Origin of the sequence: Streptomyces noursei ATCC 11455 (assembly GCF_001704275.1) — a bacterium.
In the GTDB taxonomy this organism is placed as follows: Bacteria; Actinomycetota; Actinomycetes; order Streptomycetales; family Streptomycetaceae; genus Streptomyces; species Streptomyces noursei.
This window is the reverse complement of sequence record NZ_CP011533.1, coordinates 1,614,570-1,629,067: the sequence shown is the minus strand read 5'-3', so window position 1 is coordinate 1,629,067 and position 14,498 is coordinate 1,614,570. Positions and strand designations below refer to the sequence as shown.

Here is a 14,498-nt window from a genome sequence, read left to right as displayed (position 1 = left end):
CCAGGAGTCGGTGGCCATGAGGGACACCAGTGTGGTCGCTCCGGTCGCGGCGAGAGTGGCCAACTCACTGTCCACCGTGGTCTCCTGGAATCGGCTCCTCACCGTTGTCAGGCGTGCAAGTCGCCGGTGGATCGAACCGGCGCCGTAAGTCCTCGGCCGTCTCGTACCGGTTCTGTTGCGTGATGATGTCGGAGATTTGTTTGGCCAGCATCGTCCGCCGGTCGTCTCCCTCCGTGAAGCCCATGGCGCCGAAGAACCCCGCGAGATGATCCGCAGCCGTCCGTTCCTGTATGGCGGGAGCCGGGCTCTCTTTCAGGAGTTCCGGAGTGATTGGCTCGTCGGTCCGATGTGACACGAGGTTCTGGAGTCGCTCGGGGATGTCGGTGTCATTGGCCGCGGAGGTGAGTTGCGCGAGCAGAGCGAGGTCCGTCACCGTTTTTTCCACGTGCTCGTCGTTTTTGGCGAGCCACCAGACCACAGCGCTACCGGTGTCCTTCAGTACGTCCTCGCCCAGGTACTGGCGCTTGCTCTGCTCGTATTTGCGTTGGTGTTCCCAGACGGCCTTGTCCTTGCGCACGTCGGCGAGTCTGTCCAAGCGCTCCTGGTCCTGTTCCAGCAAGGTGAGGCTGACGTTTTCAGCCATGGCTTGGAGGTGTCCTGTGGGGTCTGGGTGCATACGGCTGAGGACACCGCTGAGTTCGTGCTGCACGAGTGAGGCTCGGCCTGGCTGCCGTTTCTCGGTGACGGCGCGGGCGCGGTTCAGGACTGCTTGGACGGCGAGTCCCGCCGGATTGAGGACGGGGTCGTTTCTGGCCGATTCGAGGAGGTACCAGCGTACGGTCGCCGAGAACACGAAGTTGTAGTCGTCCCAGTGGCTGGGCAGTGCCACTCGGCTGACGCGGTACTCCGTGCGTTCCACGGGGGGCGCCGTGAGCCGTTCCTTGAAGCTGGGCGGGATGGAGCCGCGGCGACCTGAAGCGATGCGGAAGGCCGCTGCGGGGACGACGAGGAGGAGCACTGCCAGTGTCGGCCATGTCCATGTGGGCCACCGTTGTGTCAGGCCGACGATGGTCAGTAGCAGGCCGCATAAGACGGTGAGGAAGACGATTGTCGTCTTTCGTGCGGTCGTCATGGTTGAGTCCCCTTGGCTGATGCCGGAGGTGCGGCGGCTAGGTTGAGGCCCTGGGCCACGCTGATTTTGTGGAGTAGCAGTTCGGTCGTTCCGACGGAGCGGGCGGGGCCTCCCGGAGCGGTGTGCTCGGCTTCGCGGGCGCTCGCGTACAGCGCGGCGAAGACCTCGCCCCGTCTCTCCCCGCACCGCTCGGCCGCGCTGACCAGGGTGTCGAGCAGAAGCTCACCGCGATGTCCGGTGCCGTCGGCCGCCCGGTGGAGCCAGCGTGCCGCGTGCGGCTGCCACATCGCCCGCGGCAGCTCGGCGAGTACCGCGTGCCAGCAAGTAGTCAGGGAGTGCTGTACTTCGTTCTCCTCCACCAGCGTGCGTGAGGTACCGGAGGAGTCGGTCAGCGGCTCCGGATCGCAGATGCGCAGAAAGATGCTGAGGTCGGGCGGGGCGAGGCCGTATCGCGCGAGGCGGTCGAGCAGCCTTCGGCGCAGCCGACGGCTGCCGGCCACCAGGTCGTTCAACGCTTGCAGGGCAGGTTGCGCAGGGTCGCGTTCGCGCCGGGCCAGGTAGTACAGCCTGAGCAGTGCCTGATCAGGGTGGCTGGCCGCGAGGACATCGGCGCAGATCCGGACGAGTACCTCGGCGAGCTCTCCCCTGAGACGACCGTGAACACACCATTGATAGATCCGTTTCCGGAACTCCCTGCCATGAGCCGGGTCTTCAAGACCACAGGTGAGCGCCTGGACAGCGGCTTCCAGCCGCGCTCTGCTCGGCGCCTCGGTGCTCCATCGCTCGGCGAGAGACGCCAGACCGTCCCCGCGCCCGGTCCGTAGGTACTCACCCGCCAGATGTGCCACCAGACTGTCGCGAACGGCCGGGGCGACGTGCGGGTCGTGCAGGTCCACGACGCTCGCGGCCCACGTGCCGAGGTGGGGCCGCAGATCGGGCATGTGGTCCCAGAAATGTGCGCGGACGGCCGATTCGTAGTCCAGTTCCGCGAAGCGCACGTGTCCGCTCGGCCCGGTATCGGCTGAGATCTCCGTGAGCCGCTCAGCGAGGTCCTTGTGCTGGAGCAGCGGGACCTCGTCCGACGGGGAGCGGAGAGCGTGCAGCAGGAGCTGGGTTGCGCGATGGATGACGTCGGCATGTGCCCCGTAGAGCATGGAGACGGTGATCAGCAAAGCTCGTTGAGGAGCCTCGGGTAATCTGGTGACGCGCGCGGCGACTTCCCTCCGTCGGTCGTTCCGTGCTCTCTTGGCTGTCGCGCACCACTGTGCGAACCCTTCGTCCGGCCGGGCGGTCTCGCGGGCGCGGCGCACCAGGTCGGCGAAGTCCGCGATCTCCCGCATCGGCCTTTCCACGGCCACGAACTCGTCGACGGTGACGTCGGACCGCATGTACTGCTCGTACGGCATGCCGCGCATGCGGAGGTGCCGCCTGAGAACCTGCCGGCCGGAAGGCCGTCGGATGGTGACCCGGTAGGACTGGAGATCGGGCTCGAGGGCGCCGTCGTGCGGCATGACGACGACAAGATGTGCGTGCTGCTCGTGCACGGCCTTGCGGAGCGCAGGGAGGTCCATCCGTGCCGTGGACCACTGACGTTCGTCGGCGGTGGACAGATCCAGCAGCAACTGGTCACCGATGCCGACCAGATCAGGGTCATGTAGGGCGAGTTCGTCCTCCTCTTCGGGGAGAAGTTCGTGGAAGACGCCGCTGTCCCGGCGGCGTTCATGCAGGAGTACGCGGGCCGCGGAAGTACGGCCGCTGCCTGGAACACCGTCCAGGATGACGGTGCCGGTGCCGGCGAGCACGGCACGGGCCTTGCCCATGCCGGACGGGTCGACGAACATGAGTCGCAGCCAATGGAGTTGGTCCTCGGCGACGCGTCGGAAGGCTGGCTTGTTCGAATCCTGCGGGTGCGCGCCGCTGTTGAAGTAGATGTTGCCGGGGCCGGTGTGGATGAAGCCCTGCGGGTTCTCGACTCGTGTACTGCCGTGCTGGTTCACCGGCTGTCGTCCTCGCGTCGATCCAGCTCACCGAACCGATGTTGGACGTTGCCGTGGTTGTCGCCTTCGAAGTACGTCATCCCGCTGCCGGAGAAGTGCCGGTCGCCCGACACATGACGGGAGTTCTGGTAGATGCTGCCGCTTCCCGTGTGGACAGGGCCGTGAGCGCCCTTCACGACGGTGCCGCCGACGTCTCCGGTGAAGTCGCGGCTCTGTACCGTCGCTCCGCTCACGTCTTCCATCGAGTTGGTCACGGTGTCCGACGCTGGCGACGTCTTGTCGGCTCGAGCCAGGTCGTCGAGCCCGGGGACCATCTCTGCCACCAGATCTCCGATGCGCCTGACACCGGTCTCGGTGTCATGGGTGTCGAACGGAATGGACTGCAGGTCGGCGAGCCGCTCCAGTTCGGGTGGCAGGTCGGCCTTGTTCAGCCGGTTGGTCTTCCGTCCCTCCAATATGGGGACGACCGGAAGTTCACAGGCGAACGCCTCCTCGATCTCCCTGCGCACCCAGTCCTCCGGGTCGTGCAGCCGTGCGGAGAAGTTCACCCAGCCCGGCCCTACGACGGCCAGCAGGAGGGAACTGCGCCGTAGCGCGGCCAACAGGGAGTCGGGGTAGGCATCGCCGGGGGCGATGGACCTCGATGCGCGGAAGACGTGCTGCGGGCCGAAGCGGCGTGACAGCTCCTGGTCGATCAGGGCGGCGGTCTTCTCCCCGTCGCCTGTGCGGTAGTTGATGAAAACTTCTTTCATGGTGATGTCCTCCTCAGGGAGTGGACGGGCGCGACAACGTGCCGAGTCGCGGCCAGAGTTGACGTACGGAAGGGTGATCCGAATGGCGGGCCAGGATCCGGGTGAGACGCCGCAGATCGGTCGTGACGGTCGCTGAGCGCACTGCCGCCACGCCGTCGAGCAGTGGTGCCGCCAGCGCGCACGCGTGGTCGATCTCGCCGGCTGACGCATAGGCGAGCGCACGGCGCACGCCGTACCGCACCTGTGTGCGCACCGCGTCCTGACCGACCAGGGCGAGTTGCCGGTCGAGTTCCTCACTCGCTTCCTGAGGCCGGCCGAGATCGACCAGGCACCAGCCGGTGACCATCCCGACCGGGTCGGGCAGGTGCATGGTGCCGATCACAGGCTCGTCGGAGCCGACGTCCTGGCGGGCGAGGAGCGTACGAGCGCGCTCCAGTGCACGCAGGCAGGAGCTGAGATCTCCCGCGAGTGCGTGTCCTTGTGCTTCACGTTGTGCGGCCAGCCCCCGGATGCGTGGGGGCAGGGTGCCACCCTGTGCGCGATGGGCCAGGGCGATGGTCTGCTCGGCGTCATCCCGATACATCGTGACCAAGGCCCTGCGGACCAGTGCGTAGCCGGCCAGTGCCTGGTCGCCGCCGGCTGTCGCCAGATCGACAGCTCGCTGTGTCCACCACAGTGCTGCACGTTCGTCGCCGGTCTCCTGCACCAGCCAGCCGACATACTCGGCGTACCGGGAAGCGAGGGTCAGCAGCTGCCGGCGGGTTCCTGTGTCGGTGTGAGCGGACAGTTCGCGCAGAGTGTGGGTCTGCGCGATGAGGACGGGCAGGAGCAGACCGGGTTCCACGGTCTGGCCGAGTCTCCGGTAGTGGGTGAAGAGTGAGCGGGAGGCTTCCAGCATGCCGGCAGCCGAGGCCGGGTCGGTTCCGTGCGATCGCCATGTCATCAGTGACGCGACGCCGGCGCTGACGACCCCTCGCCGGCCTAGGGACTGGAACCGGTTCGGGCCGTCCGGCGACAACTGCATGATCCAGTCCTCCTCGTCGATGTGGCCGGATAATGGTTCGTCAGGCGCGTCAGGGGCGCCCTTGGTTGCCAGGGCGACCAGCGCTCCGTCGGCACCGAGAGCGGCGTCGCACAGCCGAACGAGGTCACGGCTGGGTGCCTTGATCCCTCGCTCGACTTTGCTCAACTGCGCCTTGCTGTAATGCACGGTGCCGGACAAGGCCGTGAGGCTCAGTCCGGCCTCTACGCGCCGTTTCCTCAGCTCCTCGCCGAACTCGGTGGACGGCTTTGGCACGGAAACCTCCAAAGCCCCTCCGTCCAGGCTGGGTTGGCGCTGCACGACAGAGTGCGGCACGCACTCCTGGACGGACAAGGCGATCGATGCTGTTTCCCGTTTCCTTCTCCGCGGGCGGGGCGCGGCATTCGTGAGACCTGAACCTGTGTCGGTCACAGAGCCGGGCGTGCCATGCCCCACCAGGTTGGCGCCGGGGTGCAAGGCTCCTCGTCGGCAGGCCGGTCCCGCTGTATAGACCGGCTCGCTGAGAGCTGCTTCGGCGGCCGATCAATGGCCAGCGTTCGCTCCACCGTGTTTTCGAGATTCTCGATGCCGCCCGAGCACGGCGCCGCCGTTGTCGCTACCGTCCTGGAGGACGAGCGGCTGCGGGCCGCGTGGCTGCGGGAACTCGATGGCATGCGCCATGGGGTCACGGGCAACCGCGCGGACCTCGATGCCGGCCGCGTACTCGGTGGGCAGGCAGTGACCCTTGGTAGTGGGTGCGGCCGGTCGCACCGACCGGGCGACTTCACATCCTGTCGCCCCGACTCTGCTGCCAGCAGGGCGGAGGCCGGTCGCTCATCCGTGAGAGGGAGGACTTCCGTGCGTCCGGGGCTGCTGCAGTCGGGCCGCGAGCTCGCCCGGCAGGACGTCCCGGTTTGCCGGCGTGAGCTGGACGACCTCGATGTCGGTGCGCCGCTTGAGGGCGTCGGTGAACGGATCGCGGTGCGTGTGGACCGTGGCGACGACGTCGACCTCCGCTGCGAACAGCGCGTCGACCGCGTGCCGGAACGCCGTGCACGCCAGTTCCATCCGCCCCAGCTCGTCGATGAGCACCAGCCGCCCGGTGGCCTCCTCGGTTGCTGTTGGCCGAAGCGACGGCAGCGCCAGTCGTTCCATGACACCCAGGTCGACGCCATATTTCCCTACCCGTGGCGGACCGGGCAGGTCGACATGGGCGAGCACCCCCCCGTCGGCCTGCCAGGGTCTCCAGGGCGAAACCGACGCGGGCGCCGGATTGCCGGATCTCCTCGGTGGTGAAGCCGGTGGCCACCTGGGTGGGCAGCAGCGCGGCCAGCCGACGCAGGGCGGTCGTCTTGCCCGCGCCAGGGCGACCCTCGAGCAGGATCCTTGTCGGCACACTGCCATCTTCACCCCCGCTTCCGGAGGCGGCCCGGGTGGGCTCGGCCGAGCGGAGGTTTTGGGGTGCGGACCCGGTGCCGGTGCCGCCGTTGCGGGTATGGCGGCGCGCATGAGCGGAATTGAACTCAGCAGCACCGCGTTCGACGACAAAACGGTGATCCCCCGTCGGTACAGCGGGGAGGGTGAGAACATCTCACCGCCCTTGACCTGGTCGGGGGTGCCCGACCAGGCCACGGAGCTGGTGCTCCTGTGCGAGGACCCGGACGCGCCGGGGACGACCTTCCTGCACTGGCTGGTGACCGGCATCGATCCGGGGACCACCGGGGCGGCGGAGGGGCAGAAGCCCCACGGTGGCCTGCCGTGGCCGAACGGTTTCGGCCGCGTGGGCTGGGGAGGGCCGATGCCTCCACTGGGGCACGGGCCGCACCGCTATTTCTTCCGCCTGTACGCCCTGTCCGAGCCGCTGCCGCTGCACGACCACCCGGGCGCCGAGGACGTGCACCGTGCCCTGAAGGGCAGGGAGCTGGCCTCCGGCACCCTGGTCGGGACCTACCAGCGCTGAGCGCGTCACCGCTCGTCGTAGCCATGGGCGCCGTACAGCCGGACGAACCGGGCCGCGGTGACCGTCCTGCGGTGCACCGGGTTGTGAGCCCGCCGCTCGTACAGCTCGACGCGCTCCTGCCCACCCTGTCCGATCGGCTGGACGAGCCGGCCACCGGTGCGGAGCTGATCCACGAGCGGCTCGGGCACTCGCGGGAAGGCCGCGCAGACGATGATGGCGTCGTACGGGGCACGGGTCGGCATCCCGAGGGTCCCGTCGCCGAGTACGACCTCGGCATTGCCGATGCCCTGCCCAGCCAGCCGCCGGCGGGCCTCGTCGGCCAGGTCGGGCCAGCGCTCGACGCTGACGACGTACGCGGCCAAGCGGGTCAGCAGCGCGGTCTGCCAGCCGTATCCGGTCCCGACCTCCAGGACCTGTTCGGCTCCGGTGAGGCCGAGAGCGGAGACCATCATGGCGATCAGCGAGGGCTGGGTGGTCACCTGCCCGTGGGGGAGCGGAACGGGCGCGTCCCGGTACGCGGATGCCACCTCGTCCGCGGGGACGAATTCCGCCCGGGGGAGGCTCCGTACGGCCTCCAGGAGACGGGCGTCGGTCACGCCCACGGCGTGGGCCGCGCGGACCAGGTCCTCGGGGGTCCCGTCATGAGCCATCGGACTGCGGAGCCGTGGCGGTGGCGCCGGCGGCCCTGGTCGTGGTGCGTTCCAGAAGCCGCACAGCATGATCGTGCTCGCCCTCCGACGCCGCCTCGTCGCTCGCGTGCTTGGCGCCGCTCTCGCAGTACTCGCTGCGGTGTCGGTGAGCGGGGTCCGGTTCTGTCCAGGCGCAGCCCGGACAGTCGAAGCCCTTGGTGCGGTGGACATTGAGCAGCGTCAGCGCCGTACGGCGCACCGTCGTCTGCTCCAGGGAATACCGCAGCGGGTCGGCCACCACTGGCACGCCTACCGCCCAGGTCTTGGGCGGGGTGATCGAAACGTCCGTCTTCTCGGCGCCGTTCCAGCTCCTGTCCATGTGCCCCAACCGCCGCTCATACGCCGCGCCGCCGCTCCAGCCCAGTGTCGGCATGTTCCGCGCGCGGCGCGATCCGGGGCCGGGCGCAAGGGGTGACCCGTGATCCGGGAGGTGCAGCGCGCGGTGCCGGGAAGGGGTTCCCGGGTCGGTGTACCGCAGCAGGGCGCCCACGCCCTCGTACAGCCTCAGCGTGCTCTCCGGTACGACGACCAGCTCGGCACCGGTGCCCACGAGGGCCCGGACGAGGGCCTCGGCGGCGCGTTCCTCGCGCGGGGCCCGCACGCCGAAGGACATCAGCTCCGCCTCGGTCAGGGCGAGCTGAGTGGGCTGGGAGCCCGCCCAGAGCCGCAGCGAAGACCCAGGCGGTCGGTTCAGCAGCAGTGCCGCGACCTGGCCGCGCTGGAGGGCGGCGACGGTGGCGGCCAGCCCGTCCGTGATAGGTCCGTCCAGGGCACGCCGGCCGATGAAGATGTCCACGAGTTCCCGGTCGTGCGCGGCCATGCGGTCGCGGAAGACGCCGTCGAGCTGCGGCTCCAACAGGGCGCGTCCGGTGTCGGTGGGGGTCCGGCCGCCCACGCGTACGACCTTGTCCTGCAGGGTGTGCGGCAGGCGGCGGATCAGTACGTTGCACGCCCACTCGTCTCCGCCCACGACGACGGCGTCGGCATGGGCGCGCCGCGCCCTTTCGTCCAGCTGGTGACCGAGCCGGAGGGAGGTGTGGTGCCAGGTCGCCACCACAACCCTGCGGTGCAGCCGTTCACCCGGGGTGACGGTGGACGCGGGCCAGGTGCCGGTCTCTGCCTCCAGAGTTACCCAGCCGTGGGTCTCGGCGGTCGGAAGGCCGCCGTAGTGGACGACTACGGCCATGTAGGGGATCTCCGGAACGTGCTGGGTGACCAGGGGCATCGCGTCCGGCAGGGTGCTGTAGCGCGCGGAGTCGTGCTCTGGCGGCCTGGGCAGCTCCCCGTCCAGGACGAGCGTGCCGTGGGCGGCGAAGATGGCCTGACCGTGCACCCCCGGCACGTCTGTGTCGGCGCCGACCACCTCCTCCAGTACATTCAGCAGCGCCCGGTCCGAGCCCTGACGGGACAGACTCTCGCGCAGCCGCCGCCAGCGCAGCGCGATCGCCCGCTCGGGGTGCTCGACGTTTCGGGAGGTGTCCAGGTACACGGAGGCGAATGGGCCCGGCTCCGCGTAGAGGGGTTCAAGGAACGACAACCTCATCGCCACTCCTCGTCGGTGGTCTCCCCTCCTTTGATGATGCGCGCCCCGGGGGCGATGGAGCTCGACGAGCACAAAGCGGTGCGGAACGCGGGGCGATCAGGCGCTGGCCGGCAGCAGCCGGCCCATCGTGAGCATGGTGGCGGCGACCAGGCCGTCCAGTACCGCCAAGCCGCGGGCCGGGCAGCAGGCTGCTGAGCTCGACAGGCCCGGGACCGCAGCCTCCCATCGTTGCCATGGGCCACCCGTTGGAGCTCCGGCAGGCCTGTCGGTAGGGTCGAGGTTGTCTTAACGGAGCTTGCCTTAACGGAGCTTCGCGGACACCAACGTCGACAACCCGCACCGCCGGGTGCGGTTGAGCTTCCTGGGCTGACCAAGATCGTCCTGGGTGGCCGACCCCGAGCACAACACTCCCAGCAGCGAGGCGGCTCGGCTGAACCGCGCAGGCGAGTTGGCCCCCGCCGACCACCTGGCCGTGATGTACGGCAAGCCCGCCCGCGGCCGGCCATGGCACCCGACGAGCCTGAAGAACATCCTTCTCTCAGAGGCGGCGCTGGGCTACCTGATGCACAACGGCAAGCCCGTCATCGACCAGGACGGACATCCCGTACGCCTCTGCGAGGGCCTGCGGGGCTGGACGACACACGAGGCGCTGAAGAGGGTTCTCCCCCCCGGTCGATGCCGTGGAAGGGCCGCCGATCGATCCGCGGCTGCCTGCTGGCGGAGGTGGCGCCGTGCGGGCGGTGCCACCACAGGCTGTTCAGGCAGACCTCCGCCGACGCACCGCCGCGACATGCAGGCAACGCCACCGCCCCAACTCCCGCAAGGGCCTGCGCAAGAGGCCACTTGGACAGGGAAAACGCAACTTCGACAGAGCCCGCAGAGGCAGCTACCTTCACCTGGTCTTCGGTGGTCGCTCACGGTCGCACAGGGGTTCCTTGAGGCTGGGCCACCCGCGACGGGACGAGTCGGTACACGCCCCACGATCCCTCGCCCCCATGCGTAAGCCACCGAACCGGGTCCACACCAGGCACCCCCAACCAGGGAGAGACGCATGCCCCATCTTGCTCTGTACACATTCGGCGTCCTGAAGTCACCTCTCGCCGATCCCGGACCTCTCACGCACGAGTTCTACGACATTGGTGAGGCCGTCTACCGGAAGTTCAGTCAGCACCCCGGATACCTCGCGCATGCTGAAGCGGCAGTCGGTGACCGGGGCATGCTCTTCGGGGCGGACTGGGGTGCATGGGGAGAGTTCGCCGTACCGACCTGGTACGACAAGGGCCGTACGGTGGAAACCACCGCCCTGGCCACGACCCTCTCACTCTGGACCGACCTGCGCCCCGCCTTCGACGCCGTCTACACCGGTCTGCACCGTGAGGCACTGAACAGGCGTTACGACTGGTTCGAGAGGACAGAACACCCGAATTACGTGTTCTGGTGGGTCTCCGACGGCGTGATACCCACCTGGCAGGACGGGGTTTCCAGGCTGGAGCACCTCCACGACCACGGCTCCGCGGCACACGCCTTCACCTTCCACCACTCGTTCGCCCCGGACGGAACTCCGACCAGGACCAAAGGCATCGGACCGAAGAGCGACCAGGTTCGCTGACAAGGAAGCCTGAACGACTGGATTCGCGGTCGAATGCCTCGATTGCATGACGGCGAACAGCCGTTGCTGTACCTCGCCTGGGAGGTCTCATGAGACGGCCTCCCCGAGACGGTGGACGGGCCGTGAGGTGGTTGGGCGGGAGGGACCAGGACTTCTGTGCCGGTTCGGCGATCCAGGCTTCGAGGTCGGCGACGCGCCGCTCCTGGAAGCGCAGGTTCGAGCGAGCGGCCTTGAGTCGCTCGGCGAGGGTCTTGCGGCGATCGACCAAGCCGTTCGACCCACGGAGACGTTCGGTGGACGGGCCTCAGCTGCTGGTCTTGCGCGGAGACGTCGTAAGGGAGGTGTTCCCGGCGGACTGCTCGACCCGCAGTCGAGGGGCGAGCGCGCATCCGAGGGGGCGTAGTCCTTCGGGCTTGCGGGCGCCGTATCGACTGGGTGAGTCGATCGGTTCTCACTGCTTGCGGGTGAACCACGAGGCCACGCCCTCGTGCCGACCGAAACTGGACGATCACGCCCGTTATTGTCCGTTCTTGTGCCATTGAGCTGTGCGTTTGTGAACCTCAAGCCCGGCGTCGGAAAGACGACGACTGCTGTGTGGCTGGCCCACGCGCTTCATGAGTTGGGTATGTCACCGTTGTTGGTCGACGGTGACCCGGCCGGTTCTGCGCTGCGCTGGAGCGAGCTGGCCGGTGGCTTTCCGTTTCCGGTGATCGCCCTGCCGGTGGGGGACGTCCACCGTCGCGTGAACGACTTCCTCGGCAACCGGCAGGCCGTCGTGCTCGATGCGCCCCAGCTGGAGGACCATCCCCGCATCGCCCGCAGCATCATGAGGTACGCCGGCGAGTGGATCGTGCCCGTGACCCCCGCCCCCATCGAACTGGACCGGATGGCACCCATCCGTGGCGAGATGGCGGACGTGCAGTCCCTGCGTGCCGAGCCGGCCCGCTCGGCGGTTCTGCTCAATCGCACCAACCGTCCCGATGCCACGCGCACCGGGCCCGATGCGGACGCTCGCGAGGCACTCACCGAGCGGGGCTTCGAGGTGCTGGACACCCAGATCGCGCGGCTCGACCTCTACGCCCAGTCCTTCGGGAATCCGGTCCAGGCAAAGGGGTCGGCGTACATGGACTTCGCGGAGGAACTGATCAAGCGTCAGGAAGAGGCATGAGCCAGCGCAAGGAGAGCTACCGTGCCGCATTGCGGCGCGAGCCGGATGTCTCAGCATCCCCGTCCACCAAGGTCACCACGCTGCGGAGCAGGTACATCCGGGTGACCGTCGAGCTCGACCCCGACCTGCGGGGCGACCTGACGCGATGGGTGGGACGGCCGGTCTCCTCGGTGGTGGTCGCCGGCGCGACCGTCCTGCGTACCCTGTCCGCCACCGTCGGCTGGGTATCTCGGCGGCCCGGAGACCAGGCCGCATCCGGCCGGCGTGAGGTTTCGGATTCGGGCCGCTGACCAGGCGGTCTCGCACGGCAGGGCGGCCCTGCCTGAGGCAGCCGTCACGCAGCGAGGCGAAGACTCCTCGCCTCGGAGGTTCCCGACGGCTAGGAACCATGGGGTCTGGGGCGCCGTAGCGCGCCGATAACTGATGGTTCGTCAGGTCTGCTCGTTCGTGCTGCGGGACGTTGCGCGCAGGTGCAGTTTGCTGGGTCTCAATGTCGCGCCCAGGGCGGGGCGGATCTGTTGGCCGGGCAGATGTTCCAGACGCCAGCGGCTGGTGATGGTGGCCAGGGCGAGGGTCGCTTCGGTCATGGCGTAGGTATCGCCGATGCATTTGCGGGCGCCGGCGGCGAAAGGGATGACGGCTTGGCGGGGTGGTGGGAGGCGCGGGGAGTTCCAGCGGTCGGGGTCGAAGGTTTCGGGCGCGCGGTCATGGGCTCCGCGTAGCCGGGGAGTCGGGCAGGGTGGAAAGCAGGCTGGGCCAGTCGGCGTAGTCGCCGGTGCGCACTGTGTGGACAGGTGGCGGCGCCGTCGCCCGGCACTTCCCGTAGGCGACCGATGAGCGGACCGCCCTTGTCGAAGAGCCGGTCATCGATCAGAACCTGATGGGTCAGTTCCGGATCACAGATCACGACCAGCGCGAACGGGCCCAGCCGGATGCGGACCAGCTTCCCGTGAGCGGGCAGAGAGTTCAAAAACGCCAACGGGTCCCACAGAAGCGGCACGAGATGGCCGACGCAGGGCCGAGCTCTGGGTGCGGTGGGGATCGACTGTGTCGGGAGCGGTCTGCTCATGTGGTCCTCCAGACAGTCCTGCCGGCCAAGGAGCTCAGCTGTTCACGGGCCGCGGTGGGAAGTGGGGCGGCCTCCAGAGCGGCCAGGGCCTGCCCGTAGCGCTCACGGATGATGGCCTTGACCCGGTCGGGGGCGTGGGCGGCGGTGATGATGTGCCGGGCCACGTCGGCCTGTTCCTCGGTCAAGGCGGGACAGCCGAGGAGCGGACGCAGCTGGTCGCCCTGGGCGCGGGAGGCGTGCTGGAGCGTCAGGGCGATCAGCACGGTGTGCTTGCCCTCCCGTAGATCGTCCAGGCGGGACTTGCCGGTCACTTCGGGGTCGCCGAACACGCCCAGGAGGTCGTCGCGCAGCTGGAACGCCTCGCCCAGCGGCAGGGCGTAGGCGGACAGGCTGTCGAGCAGCAGTCGAGAGGAGCCGGCGAGGACGGCGCCGATGTGTAGCGGTCGCTCACAGGTGTACTTGGCGGTCTTGTACCGGATGATCGCCTGGGCTCGCTCGACATCGTCGGTGAACTGCCCGCCGGCCGCCACGTCCAGGTACTGGCCGTACAGGACCTCGCTGCGCATGGCATCGAGGACGGGCAGCAGGCGCGCGAGTTGGGCGGGGGCGAGGCCGGCTGTGTGGATGAGCTCGTCGCTCCAGGCCAAGGCGAAGTCGCCGACGAGAATCGCGGCACTGGTGCCGAACCGGTCGGCAGCTTGCCGGGAGCGGTGTTGGCCATGGCGGTCGGCGAAGATCCGGTGCACGGAGGGCTTGCCGCGGCGGGTGGTCGAGTTGTCCATGACGTCGTCGTGGACGAGGCAGAAGGCGTGGAACATCTCCAGCGCGGCTGCCACCTGTAACGCGGAGGCGGGTACGGGCGTGGTGCCGCCGGCGGCGTGCCAGCCCAGCACACACAGCACGGGGCGCAGCCGTTTGCCGCCGGCGGAGAGGAAGTCCCGTAGGGCGACGGGGATTTCGGTGGGCAGTTTGTGGGCTGCGGCGTCGTCCTGTTTGCGGTCCAGGAACTGCGTCAGGATGGCCTCGACGCGGTCACGGGCTCCAGGCAGGTCGATGCCGCCGGTGGCAGTGGGTGCGAGTGTCATACGTCATGGCCTCCCGTCGGCAGATCACTGGTGAGGTGAGGCGGAGGACCTCGTCGAGGAGGGCTTCGACCGAGTGGGCCGCAACCGCGGGAGTGGATGCTGTTCATCGCACCGCCTACCGTGGGAGCGACGCCCCCCTCTGCCAGGCGGACAGCGTGTGCACACGGTGCGCACAGCTGTCTCCTCGCGCATGCCGGTCCGGGGCGGTGCACAATGCCATATCCCATACAACTGGTCCCAAGGCAGGGAAACAACCCTGGTCGCAGGGCGCACGTCAGCACGTCAGGGCAGGTGGACGCATGGGCGTGGCCACGGCGTGCGCCAGGCAGGGAACACCACCTCCCGTCACCTGCTCGCGCGGGCGCGACCAGAGGGAGCGGACACCTCCAGCCATCCGCCGGGAATGCACGCATGCCCCAACTTGCAAGAGCTGAAGGCTTGTTGGATCACCGGTCAGGCCCGAGGCTAGACGA

The 14,498-nt window shown here is 68.6% G+C and carries 12 protein-coding genes and 4 pseudogenes; 4 read left to right on the top strand and 12 right to left on the bottom strand.

Going from position 1 to position 14,498, the window contains the following annotated elements; genetic code table 11:
• Nucleotides 1-64: 64 nt before the first annotated feature.
• The 6 genes and pseudogenes from SNOUR_RS48115 to SNOUR_RS48110 all read right to left on the bottom strand — a co-directional run.
• The gene (locus SNOUR_RS48115) at nucleotides 65-1,132 is read right to left on the bottom strand and encodes a hypothetical protein (protein WP_312632076.1); all 1,068 of its coding nucleotides are present in this window, start codon (nucleotides 1,130-1,132) and stop codon (nucleotides 65-67) included.
• Nucleotides 1,129-3,129, bottom strand: coding sequence for a hypothetical protein (locus tag SNOUR_RS06795; RefSeq protein WP_067344695.1), 2,001 nt, complete (start codon nucleotides 3,127-3,129; stop codon nucleotides 1,129-1,131). Before SNOUR_RS06795 ends, SNOUR_RS48115 begins: the two co-directional genes overlap by 4 nt.
• A complete protein-coding gene (locus SNOUR_RS06790; protein WP_067344693.1) occupies nucleotides 3,126-3,881 on the bottom strand; it encodes a TIR domain-containing protein in 756 nt (251 codons plus the stop codon). Before SNOUR_RS06790 ends, SNOUR_RS06795 begins: the two co-directional genes overlap by 4 nt.
• 13 nt (nucleotides 3,882-3,894) lie before the next feature.
• Entirely contained in the window at nucleotides 3,895-5,178 is a 1,284-nt protein-coding gene (locus SNOUR_RS06785; RefSeq protein WP_067357798.1) for a helix-turn-helix domain-containing protein, read from the bottom strand.
• Nucleotides 5,179-5,736: 558 nt separating this feature from the next.
• On the bottom strand, nucleotides 5,737-6,123 hold the full coding sequence (locus SNOUR_RS06780; RefSeq protein WP_312632075.1) for a nucleoside-triphosphatase: 387 nt from the start codon (nucleotides 6,121-6,123) through the stop codon (nucleotides 5,737-5,739).
• A 67-nt stretch (nucleotides 6,124-6,190) separates the two neighbouring features.
• Nucleotides 6,191-6,298 (bottom strand): annotated as a pseudogene (locus tag SNOUR_RS48110) (nucleoside-triphosphatase); the annotation flags it as partial.
• A gap of 111 nt (nucleotides 6,299-6,409) precedes the next feature.
• Between SNOUR_RS48110 and SNOUR_RS06775 the strand changes: the two are divergent.
• The gene (locus SNOUR_RS06775) at nucleotides 6,410-6,862 is read left to right on the top strand and encodes a YbhB/YbcL family Raf kinase inhibitor-like protein (protein WP_067357796.1); all 453 of its coding nucleotides are present in this window, start codon (nucleotides 6,410-6,412) and stop codon (nucleotides 6,860-6,862) included.
• Between the two features lie 5 nt (nucleotides 6,863-6,867).
• Here SNOUR_RS06775 and SNOUR_RS06770 read toward each other — a convergent pair whose 3' ends face one another.
• From SNOUR_RS06770 to SNOUR_RS48100, 3 genes and pseudogenes are all read right to left on the bottom strand, one after another.
• Nucleotides 6,868-7,512, bottom strand: coding sequence for a protein-L-isoaspartate(D-aspartate) O-methyltransferase (locus SNOUR_RS06770; protein ID WP_067344692.1), 645 nt, complete (start codon nucleotides 7,510-7,512; stop codon nucleotides 6,868-6,870).
• Nucleotides 7,513-7,597: 85 nt separating this feature from the next.
• A pseudogene (locus tag SNOUR_RS48105) lies at nucleotides 7,598-7,870 on the bottom strand (hypothetical protein); the annotation flags it as partial.
• 477 nt (nucleotides 7,871-8,347) lie between these two features.
• Nucleotides 8,348-8,737, bottom strand: a pseudogene (locus SNOUR_RS48100) (baeRF2 domain-containing protein); the annotation flags it as partial.
• A 1,408-nt stretch (nucleotides 8,738-10,145) separates the two neighbouring features.
• On the opposite strand from SNOUR_RS48100, the gene SNOUR_RS06755 reads away from it, so the two are divergent.
• From SNOUR_RS06755 to SNOUR_RS06745, 3 genes are all read left to right on the top strand, one after another.
• On the top strand, nucleotides 10,146-10,703 hold the full coding sequence (locus SNOUR_RS06755; RefSeq protein WP_067344688.1) for a DUF3291 domain-containing protein: 558 nt from the start codon (nucleotides 10,146-10,148) through the stop codon (nucleotides 10,701-10,703).
• Nucleotides 10,704-11,256: 553 nt separating this feature from the next.
• A complete protein-coding gene (locus SNOUR_RS06750) occupies nucleotides 11,257-11,871 on the top strand; it encodes a nucleotide-binding protein (protein WP_079142298.1) in 615 nt (204 codons plus the stop codon).
• The gene (locus SNOUR_RS06745) at nucleotides 11,868-12,161 is read left to right on the top strand and encodes a hypothetical protein (protein ID WP_067344685.1); all 294 of its coding nucleotides are present in this window, start codon (nucleotides 11,868-11,870) and stop codon (nucleotides 12,159-12,161) included. Before SNOUR_RS06750 ends, SNOUR_RS06745 begins: the two co-directional genes overlap by 4 nt.
• A 141-nt stretch (nucleotides 12,162-12,302) precedes the next feature.
• Here SNOUR_RS06745 and SNOUR_RS48095 read toward each other — a convergent pair whose 3' ends face one another.
• The 3 genes and pseudogenes from SNOUR_RS48095 to SNOUR_RS06740 form a co-directional block, all read right to left on the bottom strand.
• A complete protein-coding gene (locus tag SNOUR_RS48095) occupies nucleotides 12,303-12,665 on the bottom strand; it encodes a cytochrome P450 (protein ID WP_312635865.1) in 363 nt (120 codons plus the stop codon).
• A pseudogene (locus SNOUR_RS48090) lies at nucleotides 12,665-12,940 on the bottom strand (cytochrome P450); the annotation flags it as partial. The pseudogene SNOUR_RS48090 and the gene SNOUR_RS48095, both read right to left, overlap by 1 nt.
• On the bottom strand, nucleotides 12,937-14,025 hold the full coding sequence (locus SNOUR_RS06740; protein ID WP_067344683.1) for a polyprenyl synthetase family protein: 1,089 nt from the start codon (nucleotides 14,023-14,025) through the stop codon (nucleotides 12,937-12,939). The gene SNOUR_RS06740 and the pseudogene SNOUR_RS48090, both read right to left, overlap by 4 nt.
• Between the last annotated feature and the right edge of the window lie 473 nt (nucleotides 14,026-14,498).

Excerpts from the sequence above, each read along its gene's own strand:
- SNOUR_RS06745 (WP_067344685.1), top strand. The coding sequence starts at position 11,868 with ATGAGCCAGCGCAAGGAGAGCTACCGTGCCGCATTGCGGCGCGAGCCG.
- SNOUR_RS06770 (WP_067344692.1), bottom strand. The coding sequence starts at position 7,512 with ATGGCTCATGACGGGACCCCCGAGGACCTGGTCCGCGCGGCCCACGCC.
- SNOUR_RS06790 (WP_067344693.1), bottom strand. The coding sequence starts at position 3,881 with ATGAAAGAAGTTTTCATCAACTACCGCACAGGCGACGGGGAGAAGACC.
- SNOUR_RS06775 (WP_067357796.1), top strand. The coding sequence starts at position 6,410 with ATGAGCGGAATTGAACTCAGCAGCACCGCGTTCGACGACAAAACGGTG.
- SNOUR_RS48115 (WP_312632076.1), bottom strand. The coding sequence starts at position 1,132 with ATGACGACCGCACGAAAGACGACAATCGTCTTCCTCACCGTCTTATGC.
- SNOUR_RS06755 (WP_067344688.1), top strand. The coding sequence starts at position 10,146 with ATGCCCCATCTTGCTCTGTACACATTCGGCGTCCTGAAGTCACCTCTC.
- SNOUR_RS06740 (WP_067344683.1), bottom strand. The coding sequence starts at position 14,025 with ATGACACTCGCACCCACTGCCACCGGCGGCATCGACCTGCCTGGAGCC.